Source organism: Acidobacterium sp. FHG110202_01, from assembly GCF_059115305.1.
In genome coordinates this window covers 57795-74677 of sequence record NZ_JBZYWJ010000004.1, presented here as the reverse complement: position 1 = coordinate 74677, position 16883 = coordinate 57795, and the positions used below count along the sequence as shown (strand labels likewise).

The window sequence follows — 16883 nt, the reverse complement described above, 5'->3', positions numbered from 1 at the left end:
GAGAAACCAGATTGCAGATGGCAGAACCAAAGATACGCCGCATGGAGTATCGCGTGACACGGGCGCTGGTTCCAGTAGTAGACGAACCGAAGCCGCTCGAAACACAATCAGTCGAGGACGACCGCAACGAAGAGATACAGCGCTTGAAGGCCCGAGCCGATGAACTCGAACAGCACTTGGAAGAACAGGCCCGGCAGTTTGCCGCCCAGATAGAAACAGCGCATAAAGAAAGCTTTGAGAGTGGACGACATGCAGAGTCAGCTCTTCGCGTTTCTGCGCTCGACAGGATTGCGAGCTCTCTTGCTGGAGCGCTCGACGATTTCTGCAAAGCACGCGACGGCTATCTGGGTCAGGTGGAGCGCGAAGTGGTACGTCTGGCGCTCAGCATTGCGGCACGCATCCTGCACCGGGAAGCGCAAATGGACCCCTTGCTGCTTTCTGGAGCCGTGCGTGTTGCGCTGGGACAACTTGCAGAAACGACGGAAGTGCATCTGCGCGTGCCTGCAGCGGAATATGGGTTATGGAACGAAATGGTCCAGTTGATGCCCAACCTTCCTTTGCGGCCACATCTGATCTCTGATGATGCATTACATACGGGTGAATGCTCGCTAGAGACAAGTCTGGGAAGCGTTGAGTTGGGAGTGAAGTCACAGCTGGCTGAGATCGAGCGTGGGTTCTTCGATCTTCTGGAACAGAGAGAGCCTGTGCGTCGTGATGAGTTTGCACAAGCTACGGCACAACCAAAATCATAATGGGGCTGCTTGACACATATTTTTCGCGTCTCGGACAGCGGTCTTCCTTCCGCTGGCAGGGGAGGGTGCTTGAGGCTGTAGGCCAGACGATTGAATCATCCGGCCCACTCTGTTCGGTTGGCGAATGCTGCGAGATTCTAGATGCCGACGGGTATGCGCATCTGGCTGAAGTCATCGGTTTTCGCGGGAATCGTGTACTTTCCATGCCTCTCGAAAGCACGGAAGGCATTCGTTTTGGAGACAAAGTTTCAGCTCTTGGTTCCAAGCCATATCTTGAAGTGGGAGATGCACTGATTGGCCGCGTATTGAATGCATCCGGTCAGCCGATTGATTTTGGACCGCGACCCGTGGTGCAGTCCGTAGTTTCTCTTGACCGCGACATTCCACATCCGTTGGAACGGAGCGCCATCCTAAAACCGCTGGGTACTGGCATTCGCGCTATTGACGGAATGCTTACAGTTGGCCGAGGCCAGAGGATAGGAATCTTTGGTGGGTCGGGTGTGGGCAAGAGCACACTGATTGGAATGATGACGCGAAACACTGAAGCCGATGTGATTGTGGTAGGTCTTGTAGGGGAGCGCGGGCGCGAGGTCGGCGAGTTTCTGAAAGACAGTCTTGGAGCGGAGGGGCGAAAGCGCGCAGTGGTTCTGGTGTCGACGTCGGACCAGAGCCCCCTGTTGCGGTTGCGTGCTGCGCTTTCGGCCACGGCCGTTGCTGAATATTTCGCAGGGCAGGGGAAAGATGTGCTGCTGGTGCTCGATTCATTGACACGCTTTTCCATGGCTGCGCGAGAGATTGGTCTTGCTGCAGGAGAACCGCCGACGGCGAAAGGTTATACGCCTTCTGTTTTTAGCCGGATGGCGCGGCTGCTCGAACGGGCAGGGCAATTTCGTAATGGAAGCATTACGGCTTTCTATACAGTCTTGATGGAGGGCGACGATCAGCAGGATCCGATCGTGGATGCTGCGCGGTCATTTCTCGATGGACACATCATGCTGTCACGCGATCTAGCTGCAGAAGGATGGTATCCGCCAATCCAGGTGCTTGATTCCGTGAGCCGACTGATGCCGGCAATTGCGTCGGAGGAACAGAAAACGGCAGCGGGGCTGGTGCGACGCATGCTGGCCATATATGCGAAGTCGGAGGACCTGATCCGGATTGGAGCCTATAAGCAGGGCGCAGATGCTGAGCTTGACCGGGCCATTCGCTCACGCGCATGGGTGCGTGAGTTTCTGATCCAGCGCTCGGATGAAGACGTTTCCTTTGCCGAGGGCAGCAGCGCTCTAAAGTCTTTGGCCGCGCGGGTGTGACATGAGGAGCGCGTTCGACTGCCTGTATCGCTTGCGTCTGCTTCTTGAAGATACCAGCCGCCGTGAGCTTGAGATGTGCCTTAAGGAATTGGCGGGAATCGAAAAAAAGATGCAATGCCTTGAGGAGATGCAGAGAGAGGGTATCCGGCAGATCTTTGAGGGCATTGCGAAATTGGGTCCATCGTCCTGGAGCGAGACAATGACGGGGATGAGATTAGCGTCGTCCCAGAAGGCAGCTCTTATGGGTGCGCTTCAGGGGAAGCAGATAGAAGTGGCGCGAGCGAAGGCGATCTATCTTGAACGCCGCAAGGAGCGACTTCAGGCGGAGAGCGTGATGGAGGCCCGTCGTCTGCGTGTCGAACTGGAATGTGATCGCAGAGAGCAGAGGGCAATCGATGACTGGTTCAATCAGCAAAATCGTCTGAAAAAAACACGATAGGTTGCAAGCCTGAGATTCTTCTAACCATTTAATCCATCTTCTGGCCCATTACTTGCAAAAGAAGTAATGGAGACAGGAGCCGTGCGAATTTTTCCAGGTGTGCCAAATGAGGCGAACATATCTCAGATTCATGGCAATGCACAGGTGGCCGGAGTAAAGGGAAGTGTGTTTCCTAAGCCCGAGAGCCACGATCTGTTGTCCATACTCAGTGCGATTGTCGCCCAGGAACCCCTAAGTGGTGCGGCAGAGCAGATTGCCAATCAGGTTGCGGGCAAAGATAAGGCGCCACTGGAAAAGCAGGAAGATTTGAAAGGCTTGAATGCCGATGCTTCCGGAACCGTTGAGTTGATTTCTGCGCCGCCTGTGGCTCCCACGCTTTCGGCTATGGATAGAAAGCACCTGTCTAGTCGAGAGGTAACGGGAAAAGATACAGAATCAGGAAAAGCTGGAGAGAAAAATATCGTCAAAAAGCCAAACGCTTCTGCGGATGACATAAATAATATCGGGCTGACTGCAGCTCCTGTTGTTATGCAGACTCCCATCCCGCCCGCAGTATCCAGGAAGGAATGGAGCAGAGATAGATCACAGATATCGACTATTCCGGTGCCCCAGGTGATGACGCATCAAGAGGCTACAGTTCCAGGCGCAACTGCAGTGGAGAAGGAAGGAAAGCCTGATACAGAAATGAGTGATGTACGGTCTGTGCCCGAGGGTGAGAAGGAAATTGTGCCTATAGACGCGAAACAACCAGGTACAGTTATTAACGAGGATATTGTGCCTCAAATAGTTACGGCACCTGCTGAACAACCTCCTCATATAGAAAGAGTCTCATTACCCGATGCGCGGGAACCGAACGCTCTTCGGACCTCGCAGATAATTGCACCCTTACAGTCGTTACAGCAGCGCATTCAGGCTCAGAAGTCTAAGGATTCTCCAAAAAGCACGACTGAACCTATCAGCATTGCCTCCACGCGCATGGAAAATATCGGGCTTGCTGGGCATGCTCAGGCTTTTTCTCTGCCTCAGAGAATGTTGGGAAATAGGGACGTCGCTGTATCGAAGAGCGAGGGTGTTCCACCATCGCCGACGGGACTGTTTCAGCGGATGGATTCCGGAGATTCTCAGACTACGCTGCTCCGGGCAAATCCGCATGAGATCGCTGTAGGCGTGCGGGATCCTTCGCTTGGCTGGGTAGAAATCCATACACAGTTTTCTTCGGGGCACTTGAACGCTTCACTAACGGCCACATCTCCGGAGACACATGCAAAGCTTGTGGCGGAGACGCCGGCACTGGCGCAATACATGGCTGAGCGCGATGTTCCGGTACACACTGTAAACGTGGCCATGCAGGGAGGGGAGGCGGGTGGAGGGCAATCACGCTCAGGTTCAGAGAACGCGCAGCAGTACGCATCTGGACCGGAACAAAAAGTATTGCACGACGGACATGTGCAGGCCCTGAGTTCCGATGAAGAAATAGTGAACCTTGACGTAGAAGGCGCGCCGCGCATCAGCGTGCGGGCGTGAGGGAAAGAATTCAGTATGAAAGGAAAGAAAATGCAGGCACTGCAACATTCCACTTTGCCGAGGGCTGTCGCGCTCGACACTCCATCTGATTCAGGCAGTTCATCGTCCAGTTCAAATGACGACACCACTATTACCGCAAATGATTTTCTGACTCTGCTGGTGGCGGAGATGAAGAACCAGGATCCGACCGCCAGCACTGATCCGAATGCTTATATTGATCAGCTGGTGCAGGTCAACAGTCTCGAGCAACTGGTCCAGATCAACCAGGAGGTTGGAAGCCTAGATCCGAGTTCCGGTTCGGACTCAAACTCGGGGAGCGGTGACGTAGTTTCCCGGAGTGCCCTGGGAGCAGCTAGCCGGCTGGCTACGGCTCTTGCGTCGAAGCACACGGATCATAAGGCGCAAGATACAAACGCTGCGCTTGCGTCTCATATTTCATCAAAAACCAAAACGAATTTCACCAGTCATAGTTCCGAATAATGCGGAGGAGATATGCCATCGTTTTTTATTCCACTTTCAGGTCTTGAGGCCGATAACACGGCGCTCAATACCATAGCCAACAACCTTTCCAACATGAATACCGTGGCTTACAAGAGCCAGGATGTGCAGTTCAGTGATTTGTTCTATCAGGAGGTGGGGTCAAGCGGTTCCGGCGATCCGGAGCAAGTTGGAGCGGGCACGAAAGTCGGCGCCATCAGCACGGATTTTTCTTCCGGGACAGCGACCCCTTCTACGGGTAATCCGCAGGATGTAGCGTTGAATGGCGACGGTTTCTTTGTTGTCCAGAGCGGCACGGGGCAGGAATATACGCGTACTGGCAACTTTGTTCTCAGCTCGGATGGTCACTTATTAACTCAGGCGGGGCAAGAGGTAATGGGATATTCTGCCACCAATGGCGTGGTGAACACTAACTCTCCTTTAGCCGCTATTCAAATCCCGGTGGGACAGGTGGAGCAGCCCCAGGCAACCAATTCGATGTCAGTGACTGCGAATCTCGATCCCTCTGCCACGGCAGGTGCGCCTGTACAGGGGCAACAAACGGTTTACGATTCACTGGGAGAGAGTCATTTAGCAACCGTGAGTTTTTCTAAATCAGCGACGCCAGCAAATACATGGACCTACACTGTTTCTATACCGGCTAGCGACGTCACTGCAGCAGGAGCCGCTGCCGGTACAAACACTGCGACAGGCACACTGGTGTTTAACCCGGATGGCAGCCTTGCTTCGATTAATGGCACTGCTGTCAGCCCGACTGGCAATCCCAATCCAACCATTACATTCAGCGATCTTGCGGACGGTGCTAATAACTTGAGCTTTACTCTAAGCCTTTACAACAACGGCAATAGTACGGTCGACCAGGTGGCATCGTCGAGCACCAGTGCGGGTTCTATTGGCAGCTCAGCGATCGCCGGGATTACACAGAATGGTTATGAAGCCGGCCAATATACTGGCTTTTCCGTCGATTCGAGCGGCATTATTTCGGCATCGTTCAGCAATGGTCAGTCACAGACGATTGGTCAGCTTGCGGTCGCTAGCGTCACGAATGAACAAGGTCTAACCAAGCTTGGAGATGGCAATTATCAGACAACTCTGGCATCGGGTCAGGCTACTGTCGGTACTGCAGGAGTTGGCGGGCGCGGCACAATAGAGGATGATGCACTGGAAGGCTCGAATGTCGATGTTTCGACCGAGTTCTCTAACTTGATTGTGGCGCAGCGTGCTTTTGAGGCGAATGCTAAGTCGATCACAACCTTCGATACGGTTACCCAGGACACCATCAACATGATTCACTAATCTGACGGGCCGGACAGTTCCCAGGGGCTGTCCGGTCGCCTTTCTTAGAACCTTCTAATCTCCTTCGTTCCATTCTGGTCGCCCTCTTGCACTTCTCTGGGGCATGACGCCAGAAACGCAGATATCCCCTGACAAGGCAAGCGAAGTCCCGTCGGTTGTGACTCTTATTGAAGAGGGGAAGAGTGCAGCCTCCTCCTCCTCGCAAAAGATATCGCTGACAGCCCTTGCAGCCAAACTTCCCATTCAGCTTGACCTTCGGGTCCCAATACCGTCTTTCCGGGTGCAGAACCTTTTGTCTCTTGAGAAAGATCAGATCGTGGAAACGATCTGGCAGCATACGGAAGATCTGCCTCTCTGGTCGGGTGCTGCGCAACTGGTCTGGTCTGAATTTGAAGTGGTTGATCAGAAACTCGCTGTGCGTGTTACCCGCTTAGCGTGAGAGAAGATTCCGGAGATGAACAGCATGGAACCACTTGCGGAGCACGTTGAGAAGCTTCATTCACTGAAGGACTTGATATCGGCCTACATGCATTCTTTCGGCAGACGAACTCATAGTGCCAACAGAGTTTTATACATCGAGGAAAGGTTGTCACTTGGCCCGAGGAAGACGTTGTTCCTGGTGGCCTGCAGCGGCAGGAAGTTCCTCGCGGCCACGAGCTCAGACACAATCGTGTCAATTACCGAAATCGGTTCTGTCGATGAGCAGAGGGTGGAAGCAATATGAGTGCGGCTCTCCTCCTTTTCACAAAAGCGCCGAAGCTGCTTCCTCTGCCCGGGACTGAGCAGCATCTGGTGAACAATAACGGCGTGCCCTGGACCATTGTTTTTGCCCTGACGCTGATCACGCTGCTTCCTGCGATTCTGCTTTCCATGACGCCGATGGTGCGTCTGCTGGTGGTCTTTCATTTTCTGCGCCAGGCATTGGGAACGCAGACTGCGCCAAGCAATCAGGTGCTGATGGGGCTTGGGCTGATGATGACCTGGTTTCTGATGCAGCCAGTCCTGACTGCGGTAGATCAGCAGGCAGTCGAACCGTTTCGTCAGGGGCAGATCTCCGGCATGGAGGCTATTGAGCGTGGTGCCGGGCCGCCAAAGCAATTCATGCTGAAGTATGCGCGTGAGAAGGACCTGGGACTGTTCAGTTCAGCAGCTCTTGTTGCCCGTCCGAAAACGCCTGCTGATCTGCCGCTGCGGGTAGTGGTGCCGGCCTATATGCTGTCGGAATTGAAAGCCGGTTTTGTCATCGGCGCGGTGTTGTTTCTGCCGTTTCTTCTCGTTGACATGGTCGTGGCTTCTATCACGACTTCTATCGGAATGTTTCAACTGCCGCCTGTTGTTGTCTCGACGCCATTGAAGATTCTACTGTTTGTCATGGTGGATGGATGGAACCTGCTGGCAGGTTCTCTGCTAAGGAGCTTTTGATGGGACCGGACCAGGTAGCTGAGATGATGCGGCATTTGCTGCGCGAGGCATTGATTGTCAGCGCTCCGGTGCTGGTGCTGGCAAGCGTGACCAGTTTTCTGTTGAGCCTCTTCCAGACATTGACCTCGTTGCAGGACCAGACGCTATCCACGGTACCGCGCATCGTGATCGTCGCCATGGTACTGCTGGTCGGATTGCCCTGGTTCCTGCGCCGGCTGGTTTTTTTTACTGTGACGCTCTATGGCGATCTTCACCGGTATATCGGCTGACACATGAATGAGATTCTCACGCGCGGCAACCTTGACTGGAGTCATTTTCTCTCGGCACTGGTGCTGGCCATGGTTCGTCTCAGCGGAATGGTGGCGGCAGCTCCGTTCTTTTCTTCGCTGGCCATTCCGAGACAGGTAAAGGCAGTCTTTGTTTTTGCTGTCTCTGCGCTGATCGCGCCTGCTGTTGCGGCGTTGCCGATGGCGCATGCCGAACTCGGAGTCATGCCGGTTCTAGGGGAATTGAGCGCAGGTCTCATCTTTGGTTTTTCGCTTACGCTGATGAATGAGATTTTGCTCTTTGCCGGTCAGGTGCTGGGCGTGCAGTTCAGCTTTTCACTGGCGAATCTGCTGGATCCAAACTCACAGGTCGAAACGCCTCTGCTGGCGCAGATGTTCTCCATGATGGGCGTAACGGTATTAATTGCCGGAGGCTTTGATCGTACGATTCTGGCTGCGCTGATGCGCAGCTACACAAGTGCTCCTCTGGGCGATGTATTTGTAAGTAGGGAACACACTCTGGCATTTGTCTCCATGATGGGGGGAGCTTTCTTTGCTGCATTGCAGCTGGCCGCGCCTGTTCTGGCTGCGACCATGCTGGTGGAAATTGCAGTCGCCTTGGTTGGGAAGATGTCTCCACAGCTTCCAGTGATGGCGATTACGGTTCCGGCCAAGACCATCACGGGATACATTCTTCTGCTTGGCTCTCTAGCGCTATGGCCCCGCTTTATCGAGAGCCATTTCATACGTCTACTTGATGTGGCTGAGAACATGATGCGCCAGGGGGTGGGGCGCGGATGAGCGGAGAGCGCACGGAACGGGCAACGCCGCGGCGCAGGCAGAAGGCCCAGGAACAGGGAGACCGCGTCCGCAGTCGCGAGCTGACAGCCGCATGCGCTACTCTGGCCGGTGTGCTGGTTCTTGGTTATATCGCGCCTCATTGGGCTTCCATGTGGTCGGGCGTGATGACAGCGATGCTTGCCGCAAGCCTACCTTCGTCCTGGAATGATGAAACGGTCATGCAGCAGGCCCTTACTTTGCGCCACGTTATTGTTGTATCGCTTTCGCCTCTGCTTCTTTTATGCGGGGCAGTAGCCTCAGCGGCCTTATTGTCAGCACTGGCGCAGGGTGGTGGGGTGCAATTCCACTTTCAATCTCTGCAGCCGAAGTTTTCGCGCCTGAATCCGGCGGCCAGCATAAAGCAGATGTTTTCTCTGCAAGGGGGCACGCGGTTGTTGAAATCAATGCTGCCGGTAGCAGCGCTTGTGCTGATTGCTCTTCGCAAGATCAAAGATCAGACGTTGCTCCCGTTCATGAGCGTTGAGCATCTGCCGCAGATGTTTGCTTCGGCTTATGCGTTGCTGTCTGATACAGCCTGGATTCTCTTCGGATGGTCGGCGATCGATTATCTGGTTCAGTGGAGAAGCTGGGAAGACCGCCTGCGGATGAGCAAGCAGGAAGTCCGCGAGGAGATGAAGGAGAGCGAAGGAAGCCCGCAGGTGCGCAGCCGCATCCGCGGCCTGCAACGGCAAATGCGGCGGCGCAAATTGAAGGCCGATGTACAGCGAGCGAGCGTTGTGATTACAAACCCGACACACTATGCCGTCGCCTTAAGCTTCGATTTTGAAACGATGGATCCACCAAAAGTTCTGGCAAAAGGGCGCAACCTGCTTGCTGAGCAGATCAAGTCAGAGGCCCGTTGGGCAGGCATTCCTATCATTGAAAATCCGCCACTGGCCCGCTCGCTCTATCGTTCGGTCGAAGAAGGACAGGCAATCCCCATGAATCTGTATGCAGCGGTTGCTGCGATTCTCGCTTACCTCTATCGCAAACAGGTTGAAGAGAAGGTCCGTCGCCAGCGTGAGGAAGAGCGGCGCCGGACTGCACTGGCGCAAAACACCAAAGCAGGAGAACCATGATGAGTACGACCATTGTTGCTCCCTCGGCAGTAAAGACGATTCAATCGCAGAATTGGGCCAGCCGACTGCTTGGAATCGGAAAAGATCTCTGGCTTCCTGTCGCTGCCATCAGCGTTCTTTTTGTGATGCTGGTGCCTGTGCCGTCGATTGTGCTCGACCTGCTGCTGGCCTGTTCTTTTTCGGCATCAGTGCTGGTTTTTCTATCGGCGGTGCAGCTACGCCGCGCGGTGGATTTCTCGGTTTTTCCCAGCCTGCTGCTTCTGCTGACACTCTTCCGGCTTTCTCTGAATATTGCGTCAAGCCGGCGCATTCTGCTGCATGGAAGTGAAGGGACCGCGGCTGCAGGCAGTGTGATTGAAGCTTTTGGCCAGTTTGTTGTTGGCGGAAATTACGTAGTGGGCTTTGTTCTTTTCCTTGCCCTCATCGCCATTCAGTTTCTTGTAATCAGCCACGGTGCCGTACGTACGGCTGAGGTGACTGCTCGGTTCACTCTTGACGCCCTACCGGGTAAACAGATGGCGATCGATGCGGATCTGAATGCGGGCCTGATTGATGAGGCCGCAGCGAGAAAAAGGCGACAGGCAATTGCGCAGGAGGCAGAGTTCTATGGCGCGATGGATGGCGCTGCACGCTTCAATCAGCGTGATGCGCTGGCGACGATTCTAATTACGGCCATCAATATCGTTGCCGGCTTACTCATCGGAGTCCTGCAGCAGGGCGTAGCTCTGTCGGAAGCAGCACGCACATACACGGTGCTGACCGTAGGCGATGGGCTGGTGACGCTGATTCCTTCTCTGCTGGTATCGGTAGCTGGCGGCATGGTGTTGACGCGAGCGAATACAGCTTCGGGGCTGACTACAGAGCTGGGAACGCAACTGCTGCGTCGGGGTACAACACTCTATATCGCAAGCAGCGTGCTTGGCGCTCTCTGCCTTGTGCCTGGTCTGCCGAAACTTGCCTTTCTGTTTCCTGCTCTTGGGCTCGGGTATCTCGGTTGGCAGATTTCAAAAAAGCAGGTCCGTGAAGCCATGGAAGAGCCTGAGAAAAAGCAGGCAGAAAAGGTTCAGACAGAAAATATCGCATCCCTGCTGAAAGTGGACGAGCTGAGTCTTGAGATTGGTTTCCAGTTGATTCCGTTGGTGGATGAGAAACAGGGCGGCCAGATGCTGGCACGAGTGCGTGCTTTGCGCAAGAATCTGGCGTCAGAGCTGGGTTTTGTTGTCCCGCCCATTCATATTTCTGACAATTTGCGCCTGCGCCCGCGCGAGTATGTTTTCTATCTGCGTGGAATGGAAATTGGCCGGTGGCAGACGGAAGGCAATGCTCTGCTGGCAGTGCACTCCAGCCAAAACACACATCCACTACCTGGAAAGGATACGGTGGAGCCAGCCTTTCAGGCAGCGGCGCGCTGGATTGCCCCTGCGCTTGAGAGCCAGGCACTAGCTGCCGGTTATTCCGTTGTCGATGCGATGACGGTGATCAGTACACATCTGGCTGAGATGATCCGTCAGCATGCGCATGAGTTGCTGGGCCGCGCGGAAACGAAGCGTCTGCTAGATGCCCTCAATGAGTCGCATCCCAAATTAGTTGATGAGCTTGTGCCCAAGGTGCTTACGCTGGGCGAAGTACAGAAGGTTCTGCAGCAGTTGCTGCGGGAGCAGGTATCCGTCCGCAACTTAGGCTCAATCCTTGAAGTTCTGATCGAGACCGCGCCAGTCAATAAAAGTTTGCCTCATCTGGTGGAAGCAGTGCGTCAATCGATGGGGCGGCGCCTTATTCAGCCACTGCTTGAAGACGATGGGACACTGCGCGTGTTCCAGGTGGATCCCGCGATCGAGGAAGAGATGATCGCCGCCTTCCTCTCGGATGCGGGAGCACTTCAGCTCTCTGACGGGCGGCCGCAAGGCGTGGCATGGTTCAAGCGCCTGGTCGATTCTGTGAAGCAGCTAATAGCTCAGCAGTCTTCTCTGGCTACTCCCGTGCTTCTCTGTTCGAGTCCGGCGCGCTACCATCTGCGCCGCTGGCTGGAGCCGATTCTTCCGAGGGTTGCAGTGTTTTCCATGGCGGAGATTCCTCCTGAAGTGCGTGTGCGGTCGATAGGGATAGTACGGTGAACGGATCATGAGTATGTGGAATCTGGAAAGTATGGCAGAGCGGCCATTGACGGACGAGGAGATCAGGCAGAGGGGAGTGATGTTGACGCTTCGAGGCTCCGTGAAAAACAAACAGGTAAAAGCTCGGGAACAGAAAGGCTCGCAAGCCGGCGCGGGCGAGAATGTCAGATTCACCCCAGAGCAGGAGCAGATGATGGTCGAGCATCTGCCCATCGTGCGTTATATTGCGCGGCGCATCCATGAGCGGCTACCGCAGCATGTGGAGATGGAAGAGCTGGTCAGCGCGGGAGTGCTGGGCCTGATGGATGCTTTTCAAAAATTTGATCCAGCCAAGAAGGTACAGTTTCGCAGCTATGCGCAGTTCCGTATACGCGGCGCAATTTTGGATAGTCTGCGCACTCTTGACTGGAGCCCTCGCGACCTGCGTCGCAAAGGGCGGGCGGTGGAGCAGGCCATCCGCGCGTTGACCTCGCGGATGGGGCGCTCGCCCTCTGAGAACGAGATTGCTGCCGAAATGGGCATGGAGCTGGGCGACTATCAGCAATTGCTAGGGGAACTGAAAGGGCTTGAAATTGGCACACTCCATCTTGAGCGCTCTGAGGATTCTGGAGAAGAGGAGCTGGCCTATGTGCCCAATCGGCAGGAGGATGATCCGTTGTTCCGTTGCCTTGAAGGTGAGCTCAGGGAGCGGCTTGCTGGGGCCATCGGAAATCTGCCTGAGCGCGAACGGCTGGTGATGACGCTCTACTACTACGAAGAGATGACCATGAAAGAGATTGGCCTGACGCTTGGCGTCGTAGAGTCGCGTGTTTCGCAGATCCATGCATCAGCTGTACTGAGGTTGCGCAGTATGCTGGCTGATCTTGCCTCAGGATCCACGCTCACTAACAAGAATCGCGAACGGAGAAACCTGGAGAAGTAATGGACAACGAAGGAATGCCCAAGGTAGAAAGAAGCCTCAAGCAGGATGAAATTGATGCATTGTTCCAGGCGGCCCGGGCCCGTTCGAAGGCTGCTGTGCAGGAGACCCGCTCAACCGTTCAGGCGTACAGTTTCTCGCGCGCTGGACAGATCAGCAATGAACAGATGCGCGCCATCAGTCTTCTGAATGACATCTTTGCGCGCAATCTTACGCATAACCTCGGGGTTTGGCTGCGGAGCCGTTTCCGCGTCAACCTTGTTTCGGCCGAACAGATGCCCTTCAATGAGTTCATGCTGCGCATTCCGGATCTGGCGTATGTCGGTTCTGTGCGGCTCGAGCCGCTGCGTGCTCTCTCTGTTCTGCAGCTTGATCTTGCCCTAGCGCCTCCCATGATTGATCTGTTGCTCGGCGGGGAGGGCAAGCCAGATCGCATGCGCGAGCTGACTGACATTGAGGAATCGATTCTCACCAGTGTCGCTGAGGTTATCTGCCGCGAACTAAGCACGGCATGGCAGCCTGTGGGCTTGAGTTTTATCTTTGAGCGCCGCCAATTACACACGCAGATTGCGCGCATTGTGCCTGTTTCAGAAAAGACTCTGTGTCTCAGTTTCGAAATCCAGATGCCTGGCGCCAGCGGTTTGTTGAATCTGGCTTTTCCTGCGGTTGTCTCGAATACAGTGTTGCGACGTCTGGTTGGCGACTGGAGCCGTCAACATCGCCATTCTCCTGAAACCCGACAGCGCATGCAGGAACGGGTTGGATTAATCAAAGTTGGCGCAGCGTTGCAATTGCCACCTGTGCGTCTGGCAGGCCGGGAACTCGAATCACTTCAGGTGGGCAAGATTCTGAAGCTTCCACTGACAGCTTCTCATCTGGCGGAATTGCGTATTGCCGGGGTGCCGCTCTTTCAGGCGCATCCTGTGAATCATGAAGAGCAACGTGCTGCGCACCTGACCGGCGTCGCAGCAGTCGCCGCACAACCGGCCCAAAGTTTTTGAGGAGGGGGAGTGAAGACATTTCTTGATGCATGGCTGCTGGAAGCGCCGATGGCGTTCAGCCAGGAACTGTCCGGGATGGTGAAGCTCGTAGTTGCGGAACCGATGCGGGAAGTTGCGGAAGTCCTTTCCTGCCAGGTGGAGGTGAGGGGAGCGCTGCGCGGTTCTTTCTGGATAGTGATTGACGCGGATGGACTGAGCCGCCTGCTGATAGCAGCGCATGTTACAGCGGATGAGCCCGACCGTAGCCGCGACACTGAGCTCTGGCATGGCATGATTCGCCAAGCTGCTGAGCGAGCAGCGAAATCAGCGGGCAGAGAAGCCGGTGCTGCGGTATCTGTTTCATCAGTGCAGGGAGCGCCTCGCCCGGAAGGAAAGGGCCTTGCATTTTATGAGATACGCTTTGGCGAGACAGCAGTCCGTATTGCATTTGGCGACCAAACCTTTGCTGCGCCGGTGGCAAAGATGAAGCCGCAGACAGAGCCATCTTCTCCGATCAGAGGTATTGATCTATTGCTCGATGTGGAACTGGATGCCTCGCTGCGCTTCGGTTCACGGGAGATGCCGTTGAGTGAAGTGCTGGAACTGGGTCCTGGCGATGTGGTGCAGCTCGAACGGCACGTGACTGATCCGGTAGATCTGCTTGTCGGGGATAAAATTGTCGCCCGCGGAGAAGTTGTCTTGGTGAATGGAAGCTTTGGCCTCCGGGTGACCGAAGTTGCAGAACCTCGGAAATCACTGGAGAGTATACGATGCCTGTTCTGAAAAAAGATGACGCGGAAAACGCATCGCCAGTTTCATGTTTTGCTGGTGACTCGGGCGCCTTTTTCCCTGAATGCGGGAATTCTCATTGCAAGAACGGGTGGATGCGTTTGTGGCGTAGCCGCCGGTTCCCCATATTCGAAGGCAAATGGGCATGCTGCCGCGACTGTCTGAGGCAGTTAGTTGGGGCTGCCGTGCAGCGCGAAATGCGTGATAGAAACGATGGGCCGGGGTCTTATCAGCATCGCATTCCGCTGGGATTGATGTTGCTTTCGCAAGGGCACATTACACAGGAGCAGTTGCGCTGCGCTCTCGATGCACAGAAGAAGGCAGGTTCGGGACGTCTGGGTGGCTGGTTGGTGGAGCAGAAGGCGGTTGCTGAAGAACGTGTGGTGCATGCGCTCAGTGCACAATGGAATTGTCCGGTATTTTCTGTAGAGCGGTTTGATGCCACTCGAATGGCTTCTGTTCTGCCACGATTGCTGGCAGACAGTTACAGCGCTTTACCTCTGCGTCTTGCAGGACGACACTTTCTTTATGTAGCTTTCGAAGACAGAATCGATCCTTGCATTACCTATGCACTGGAGCGGATCTCTGGCTTGAAGGTCCAGGCTGGCCTCATACATGATTCGGAATTTCGCCGTGCACATCGGGAACTTCTTCACACATCGTTTCCAAAGGTGCGGCTACTCGAAGCCACAAGTCTACGTGGCGCAGTGCTGGCAATGACAGCGATGATCGAAGAGTGTAAGCCGAAGGAAGCACGGATGGTGAGAGTACACAACTATTTCTGGCTCCGGCTGTGGCGCGGCACAGATGTTGAGGGCGAGTTGGACAAGCCGCTTCCGTCCGCCGATAAGGTTGAAGATATGGTCTGCTCCTTTTCCACAACTGGATAAACCTTCTGTAGGAGTGTAAAAATCTGCCGATAAGGGTTGGTGAACGAGGAGTGTTCATGAGTGAAATAGCTGCCCTTATTGTCGATGATTCTTCGGTGATGCGGAAGATTGTCGAGCGGGCCTTGCGCCAGGCCGGATTGTCCTTGAGCAAGGTGCACGAGGCCTCAAGTGGCGTGGAGGCCCTTGATGTTCTGAAGAGCGAACGTGTCCACCTCATTCTTTCCGACATCAATATGCCCATGATGGATGGTCTCGAATTTCTGCGGCAGCTGCGCGCGCAGGAACTGGCACCTGAGGTCCCCGTAGTCATGATTACGACTGAGGGCAGCGAAGAACATGTGAAGGCAGCGATTGTCGCTGGCGCACAGGGATACATCCGCAAGCCCTTTACTCCTGAGCAGGTAAAGGATCGCGTGCTGCCGCTGCTTGATCTTGCATGAAATTTGATTCATTTCTGGAGAAGAGAATGGCAACGCAGGTTCGGGATCTGGTTCAGGAAAGTGCATATGCGCAGAATCTGGATAGTGCAGTCGATGAAGTCTTTCGTCTGATGATGGGCGTGCCCTGCGCGCCGACTGAGGAATGTGTTCTTGAAGAAAGAGAAACCATCACGGCCGTTATAGGCCTGGCCGGGGTCCTGAGCGGGGCCTGCACATTACGCTGCGATCTCAAGTCTGCGCTACGGATGGCAGAGTGCATGGTGGGAATACGTCCTACAGAGCTTGATGCGATGGTAAAGGACGCGATTGGTGAAGTATGCAACATGGTGGCTGGAGCATGGAAGGGCAAACACTCTGTGCTTGCCTCGGGGTGTATGCTTTCTACTCCTGCTGTGGTCACCGGCACGCACTACCAGCTGCATATGCAGCAGCCCGAGTTCCGTATGGACCGCAACTACAGCTTTGAGCAGCATGGCATTAGCATCAGCATCATCTGCGAATCCATTCAATAGATTTTTCTAATCTTTACTCATTCCATTTGGCTCTCCTTTTGCACACTCTATCAGCGAAAGGAGCTAGCAGGTGGACAGCGGTTATTACGCAGCTTTTTCCGGATTGCTTGCGCGCACGGAAGCGCTCGATGCGGCAGCCAGCAATCTGGCTAATGCGAATACCAACGGCTTCCGCGCTCAGCGCGAATACTTCCGCAATGCCATTGTTGGCCCAGATGCTTTGCGTTCGCAGGTCAACCAGATTGTCAACAACTATGGTGTGCTCGGCGGCAATCAGCTCTATCTCGGTCAGGGAGCTCTGACGCACACAGGCAATCCGCTCGATCTTGCTATTGAAGGCTCCGGCTTTTTCGAGATTCAAACCAAACAGGGCATGCGTTACACGCGCGATGGATCCTTTCGCCGCGCACTTGACGGCACCCTTGTGACAGCAGCGGGCGAGCCCGTGCTCAATGCGCAGAACAAGCCCATTCAGGTTCCCACAGGAGATGTAGTTGTCGGCGTTGATGGCGTCATTTCGGTGGGAAATGCAGTCGTAGGCAAAGTGGGGGTCTTCGATATTCCCGCATCCGCACTCATCCCTGAGGGTACAAACCGCTATACCACGACTGCAGGTACGAAACCGGCGGCTACATCGGCAGCGATCCATCAAGGCGCACTTGAGTCTTCGAACCAGGATGTGATTCAGGGAACCGTGAATCTCATTCTCGTGCAGCGACAGGCCGAGATGATGCAGAAGACACTCTCAAATTTTTATGGAAATTTCGACAAGACTGCCAGCGAAGATCTTCCCAAGATCTGAAGCACAGCAGG

General features: G+C 54.7%; 20 protein-coding genes. All 20 read left to right on the top strand.

Annotated elements, in window-relative coordinates; translation table 11 throughout:
• Positions 1-17: 17 nt before the first annotated feature.
• The 20 genes from AC5S16_RS09285 (at position 18) to AC5S16_RS09190 (ending at position 16872) form a co-directional block, all read left to right on the top strand.
• A complete protein-coding gene (locus tag AC5S16_RS09285) occupies positions 18-752 on the top strand; it encodes a FliH/SctL family protein (protein WP_493929776.1) in 735 nt (244 codons plus the stop codon).
• Positions 752-2062 (top strand): FliI/YscN family ATPase, encoded by a 1311-nt coding sequence (locus AC5S16_RS09280; RefSeq protein WP_493929775.1) that lies wholly within the window; start codon positions 752-754, stop codon positions 2060-2062. The genes AC5S16_RS09285 and AC5S16_RS09280 overlap by 1 nt, the downstream gene beginning before the upstream one ends.
• Before the next feature lie 88 nt (positions 2063-2150).
• Positions 2151-2501: a hypothetical protein gene (locus AC5S16_RS09275; RefSeq protein ID WP_493929774.1), complete on the top strand. Its 351-nt coding sequence runs from the start codon at positions 2151-2153 to the stop codon at positions 2499-2501.
• 81 nt (positions 2502-2582) lie between these two features.
• Complete coding sequence (locus AC5S16_RS09270) at positions 2583-4025, top strand: hypothetical protein (protein WP_493929773.1); 1443 nt, start codon at positions 2583-2585, stop codon at positions 4023-4025.
• A gap of 30 nt (positions 4026-4055) precedes the next feature.
• Positions 4056-4505: a flagellar hook capping FlgD N-terminal domain-containing protein gene (locus AC5S16_RS09265; RefSeq protein WP_493929772.1), complete on the top strand. Its 450-nt coding sequence runs from the start codon at positions 4056-4058 to the stop codon at positions 4503-4505.
• 12 nt (positions 4506-4517) lie between these two features.
• Positions 4518-5819, top strand: a complete 1302-nt coding sequence (locus tag AC5S16_RS09260) for a flagellar hook protein FlgE (protein ID WP_493929771.1) — start codon at positions 4518-4520, stop codon at positions 5817-5819.
• A gap of 292 nt (positions 5820-6111) precedes the next feature.
• A complete protein-coding gene (locus AC5S16_RS09255) occupies positions 6112-6258 on the top strand; it encodes a hypothetical protein (protein ID WP_493929770.1) in 147 nt (48 codons plus the stop codon).
• Positions 6259-6282: 24 nt separating this feature from the next.
• A complete protein-coding gene (locus AC5S16_RS09250) occupies positions 6283-6543 on the top strand; it encodes a flagellar biosynthetic protein FliO (protein WP_493929769.1) in 261 nt (86 codons plus the stop codon).
• Positions 6540-7241 carry a flagellar type III secretion system pore protein FliP gene (gene fliP / locus AC5S16_RS09245; protein ID WP_493929768.1) on the top strand — a complete coding sequence of 234 codons (702 nt, stop codon included), beginning with the start codon at positions 6540-6542 and terminating at the stop codon, positions 7239-7241. Before AC5S16_RS09250 ends, fliP begins: the two co-directional genes overlap by 4 nt.
• Positions 7241-7510, top strand: coding sequence for a flagellar biosynthetic protein FliQ (locus AC5S16_RS09240; RefSeq protein ID WP_493929767.1), 270 nt, complete (start codon positions 7241-7243; stop codon positions 7508-7510). The genes fliP and AC5S16_RS09240 overlap by 1 nt, the downstream gene beginning before the upstream one ends.
• Positions 7511-7513: 3 nt before the next feature.
• Positions 7514-8308: a flagellar biosynthetic protein FliR gene (locus AC5S16_RS09235; protein WP_493929766.1), complete on the top strand. Its 795-nt coding sequence runs from the start codon at positions 7514-7516 to the stop codon at positions 8306-8308.
• Complete coding sequence (locus tag AC5S16_RS09230; protein ID WP_493929765.1) at positions 8305-9426, top strand: EscU/YscU/HrcU family type III secretion system export apparatus switch protein; 1122 nt, start codon at positions 8305-8307, stop codon at positions 9424-9426. Before AC5S16_RS09235 ends, AC5S16_RS09230 begins: the two co-directional genes overlap by 4 nt.
• Positions 9423-11540, top strand: coding sequence for a flagellar biosynthesis protein FlhA (gene flhA / locus AC5S16_RS09225; protein WP_493929764.1), 2118 nt, complete (start codon positions 9423-9425; stop codon positions 11538-11540). The genes AC5S16_RS09230 and flhA overlap by 4 nt, the downstream gene beginning before the upstream one ends.
• Positions 11541-11619: 79 nt before the next feature.
• Positions 11620-12462: a FliA/WhiG family RNA polymerase sigma factor gene (locus tag AC5S16_RS09220; RefSeq protein WP_493929763.1), complete on the top strand. Its 843-nt coding sequence runs from the start codon at positions 11620-11622 to the stop codon at positions 12460-12462.
• Complete coding sequence (locus AC5S16_RS09215) at positions 12462-13460, top strand: flagellar motor switch protein FliM (protein WP_493929762.1); 999 nt, start codon at positions 12462-12464, stop codon at positions 13458-13460. The genes AC5S16_RS09220 and AC5S16_RS09215 overlap by 1 nt, the downstream gene beginning before the upstream one ends.
• A gap of 9 nt (positions 13461-13469) precedes the next feature.
• Positions 13470-14222 (top strand): FliM/FliN family flagellar motor switch protein, encoded by a 753-nt coding sequence (locus tag AC5S16_RS09210; protein WP_493929761.1) that lies wholly within the window; start codon positions 13470-13472, stop codon positions 14220-14222.
• Positions 14223-14425: 203 nt separating this feature from the next.
• Positions 14426-15118, top strand: a complete 693-nt coding sequence (locus tag AC5S16_RS09205; RefSeq protein WP_493929760.1) for a cyclic di-GMP-binding domain-containing protein, MshE-related — start codon at positions 14426-14428, stop codon at positions 15116-15118.
• 56 nt (positions 15119-15174) lie between these two features.
• The gene (locus AC5S16_RS09200; RefSeq protein ID WP_493929759.1) at positions 15175-15558 is read left to right on the top strand and encodes a response regulator; all 384 of its coding nucleotides are present in this window, start codon (positions 15175-15177) and stop codon (positions 15556-15558) included.
• 26 nt (positions 15559-15584) lie between these two features.
• A complete protein-coding gene (locus AC5S16_RS09195) occupies positions 15585-16070 on the top strand; it encodes a chemotaxis protein CheX (protein WP_493929758.1) in 486 nt (161 codons plus the stop codon).
• A 70-nt stretch (positions 16071-16140) separates the two neighbouring features.
• The gene (locus tag AC5S16_RS09190) at positions 16141-16872 is read left to right on the top strand and encodes a flagellar hook-basal body protein (RefSeq protein WP_493929757.1); all 732 of its coding nucleotides are present in this window, start codon (positions 16141-16143) and stop codon (positions 16870-16872) included.
• Positions 16873-16883 lie beyond the last annotated feature (11 nt).

Excerpts from the sequence above, each read along its gene's own strand:
- AC5S16_RS09285 (WP_493929776.1), top strand. The coding sequence starts at position 18 with ATGGCAGAACCAAAGATACGCCGCATGGAGTATCGCGTGACACGGGCG.
- AC5S16_RS09280 (WP_493929775.1), top strand. The coding sequence starts at position 752 with ATGGGGCTGCTTGACACATATTTTTCGCGTCTCGGACAGCGGTCTTCC.
- AC5S16_RS09265 (WP_493929772.1), top strand. The coding sequence starts at position 4,056 with ATGCAGGCACTGCAACATTCCACTTTGCCGAGGGCTGTCGCGCTCGAC.
- AC5S16_RS09260 (WP_493929771.1), top strand. The coding sequence starts at position 4,518 with ATGCCATCGTTTTTTATTCCACTTTCAGGTCTTGAGGCCGATAACACG.
- AC5S16_RS09250 (WP_493929769.1), top strand. The coding sequence starts at position 6,283 with ATGGAACCACTTGCGGAGCACGTTGAGAAGCTTCATTCACTGAAGGAC.
- fliP (WP_493929768.1), top strand. The coding sequence starts at position 6,540 with ATGAGTGCGGCTCTCCTCCTTTTCACAAAAGCGCCGAAGCTGCTTCCT.
- AC5S16_RS09240 (WP_493929767.1), top strand. The coding sequence starts at position 7,241 with ATGGGACCGGACCAGGTAGCTGAGATGATGCGGCATTTGCTGCGCGAG.
- AC5S16_RS09235 (WP_493929766.1), top strand. The coding sequence starts at position 7,514 with ATGAATGAGATTCTCACGCGCGGCAACCTTGACTGGAGTCATTTTCTC.
- AC5S16_RS09230 (WP_493929765.1), top strand. The coding sequence starts at position 8,305 with ATGAGCGGAGAGCGCACGGAACGGGCAACGCCGCGGCGCAGGCAGAAG.
- flhA (WP_493929764.1), top strand. The coding sequence starts at position 9,423 with ATGATGAGTACGACCATTGTTGCTCCCTCGGCAGTAAAGACGATTCAA.
- AC5S16_RS09220 (WP_493929763.1), top strand. The coding sequence starts at position 11,620 with ATGTTGACGCTTCGAGGCTCCGTGAAAAACAAACAGGTAAAAGCTCGG.
- AC5S16_RS09215 (WP_493929762.1), top strand. The coding sequence starts at position 12,462 with ATGGACAACGAAGGAATGCCCAAGGTAGAAAGAAGCCTCAAGCAGGAT.
- AC5S16_RS09205 (WP_493929760.1), top strand. The coding sequence starts at position 14,426 with ATGCGTGATAGAAACGATGGGCCGGGGTCTTATCAGCATCGCATTCCG.
- AC5S16_RS09200 (WP_493929759.1), top strand. The coding sequence starts at position 15,175 with ATGAGTGAAATAGCTGCCCTTATTGTCGATGATTCTTCGGTGATGCGG.
- AC5S16_RS09195 (WP_493929758.1), top strand. The coding sequence starts at position 15,585 with ATGGCAACGCAGGTTCGGGATCTGGTTCAGGAAAGTGCATATGCGCAG.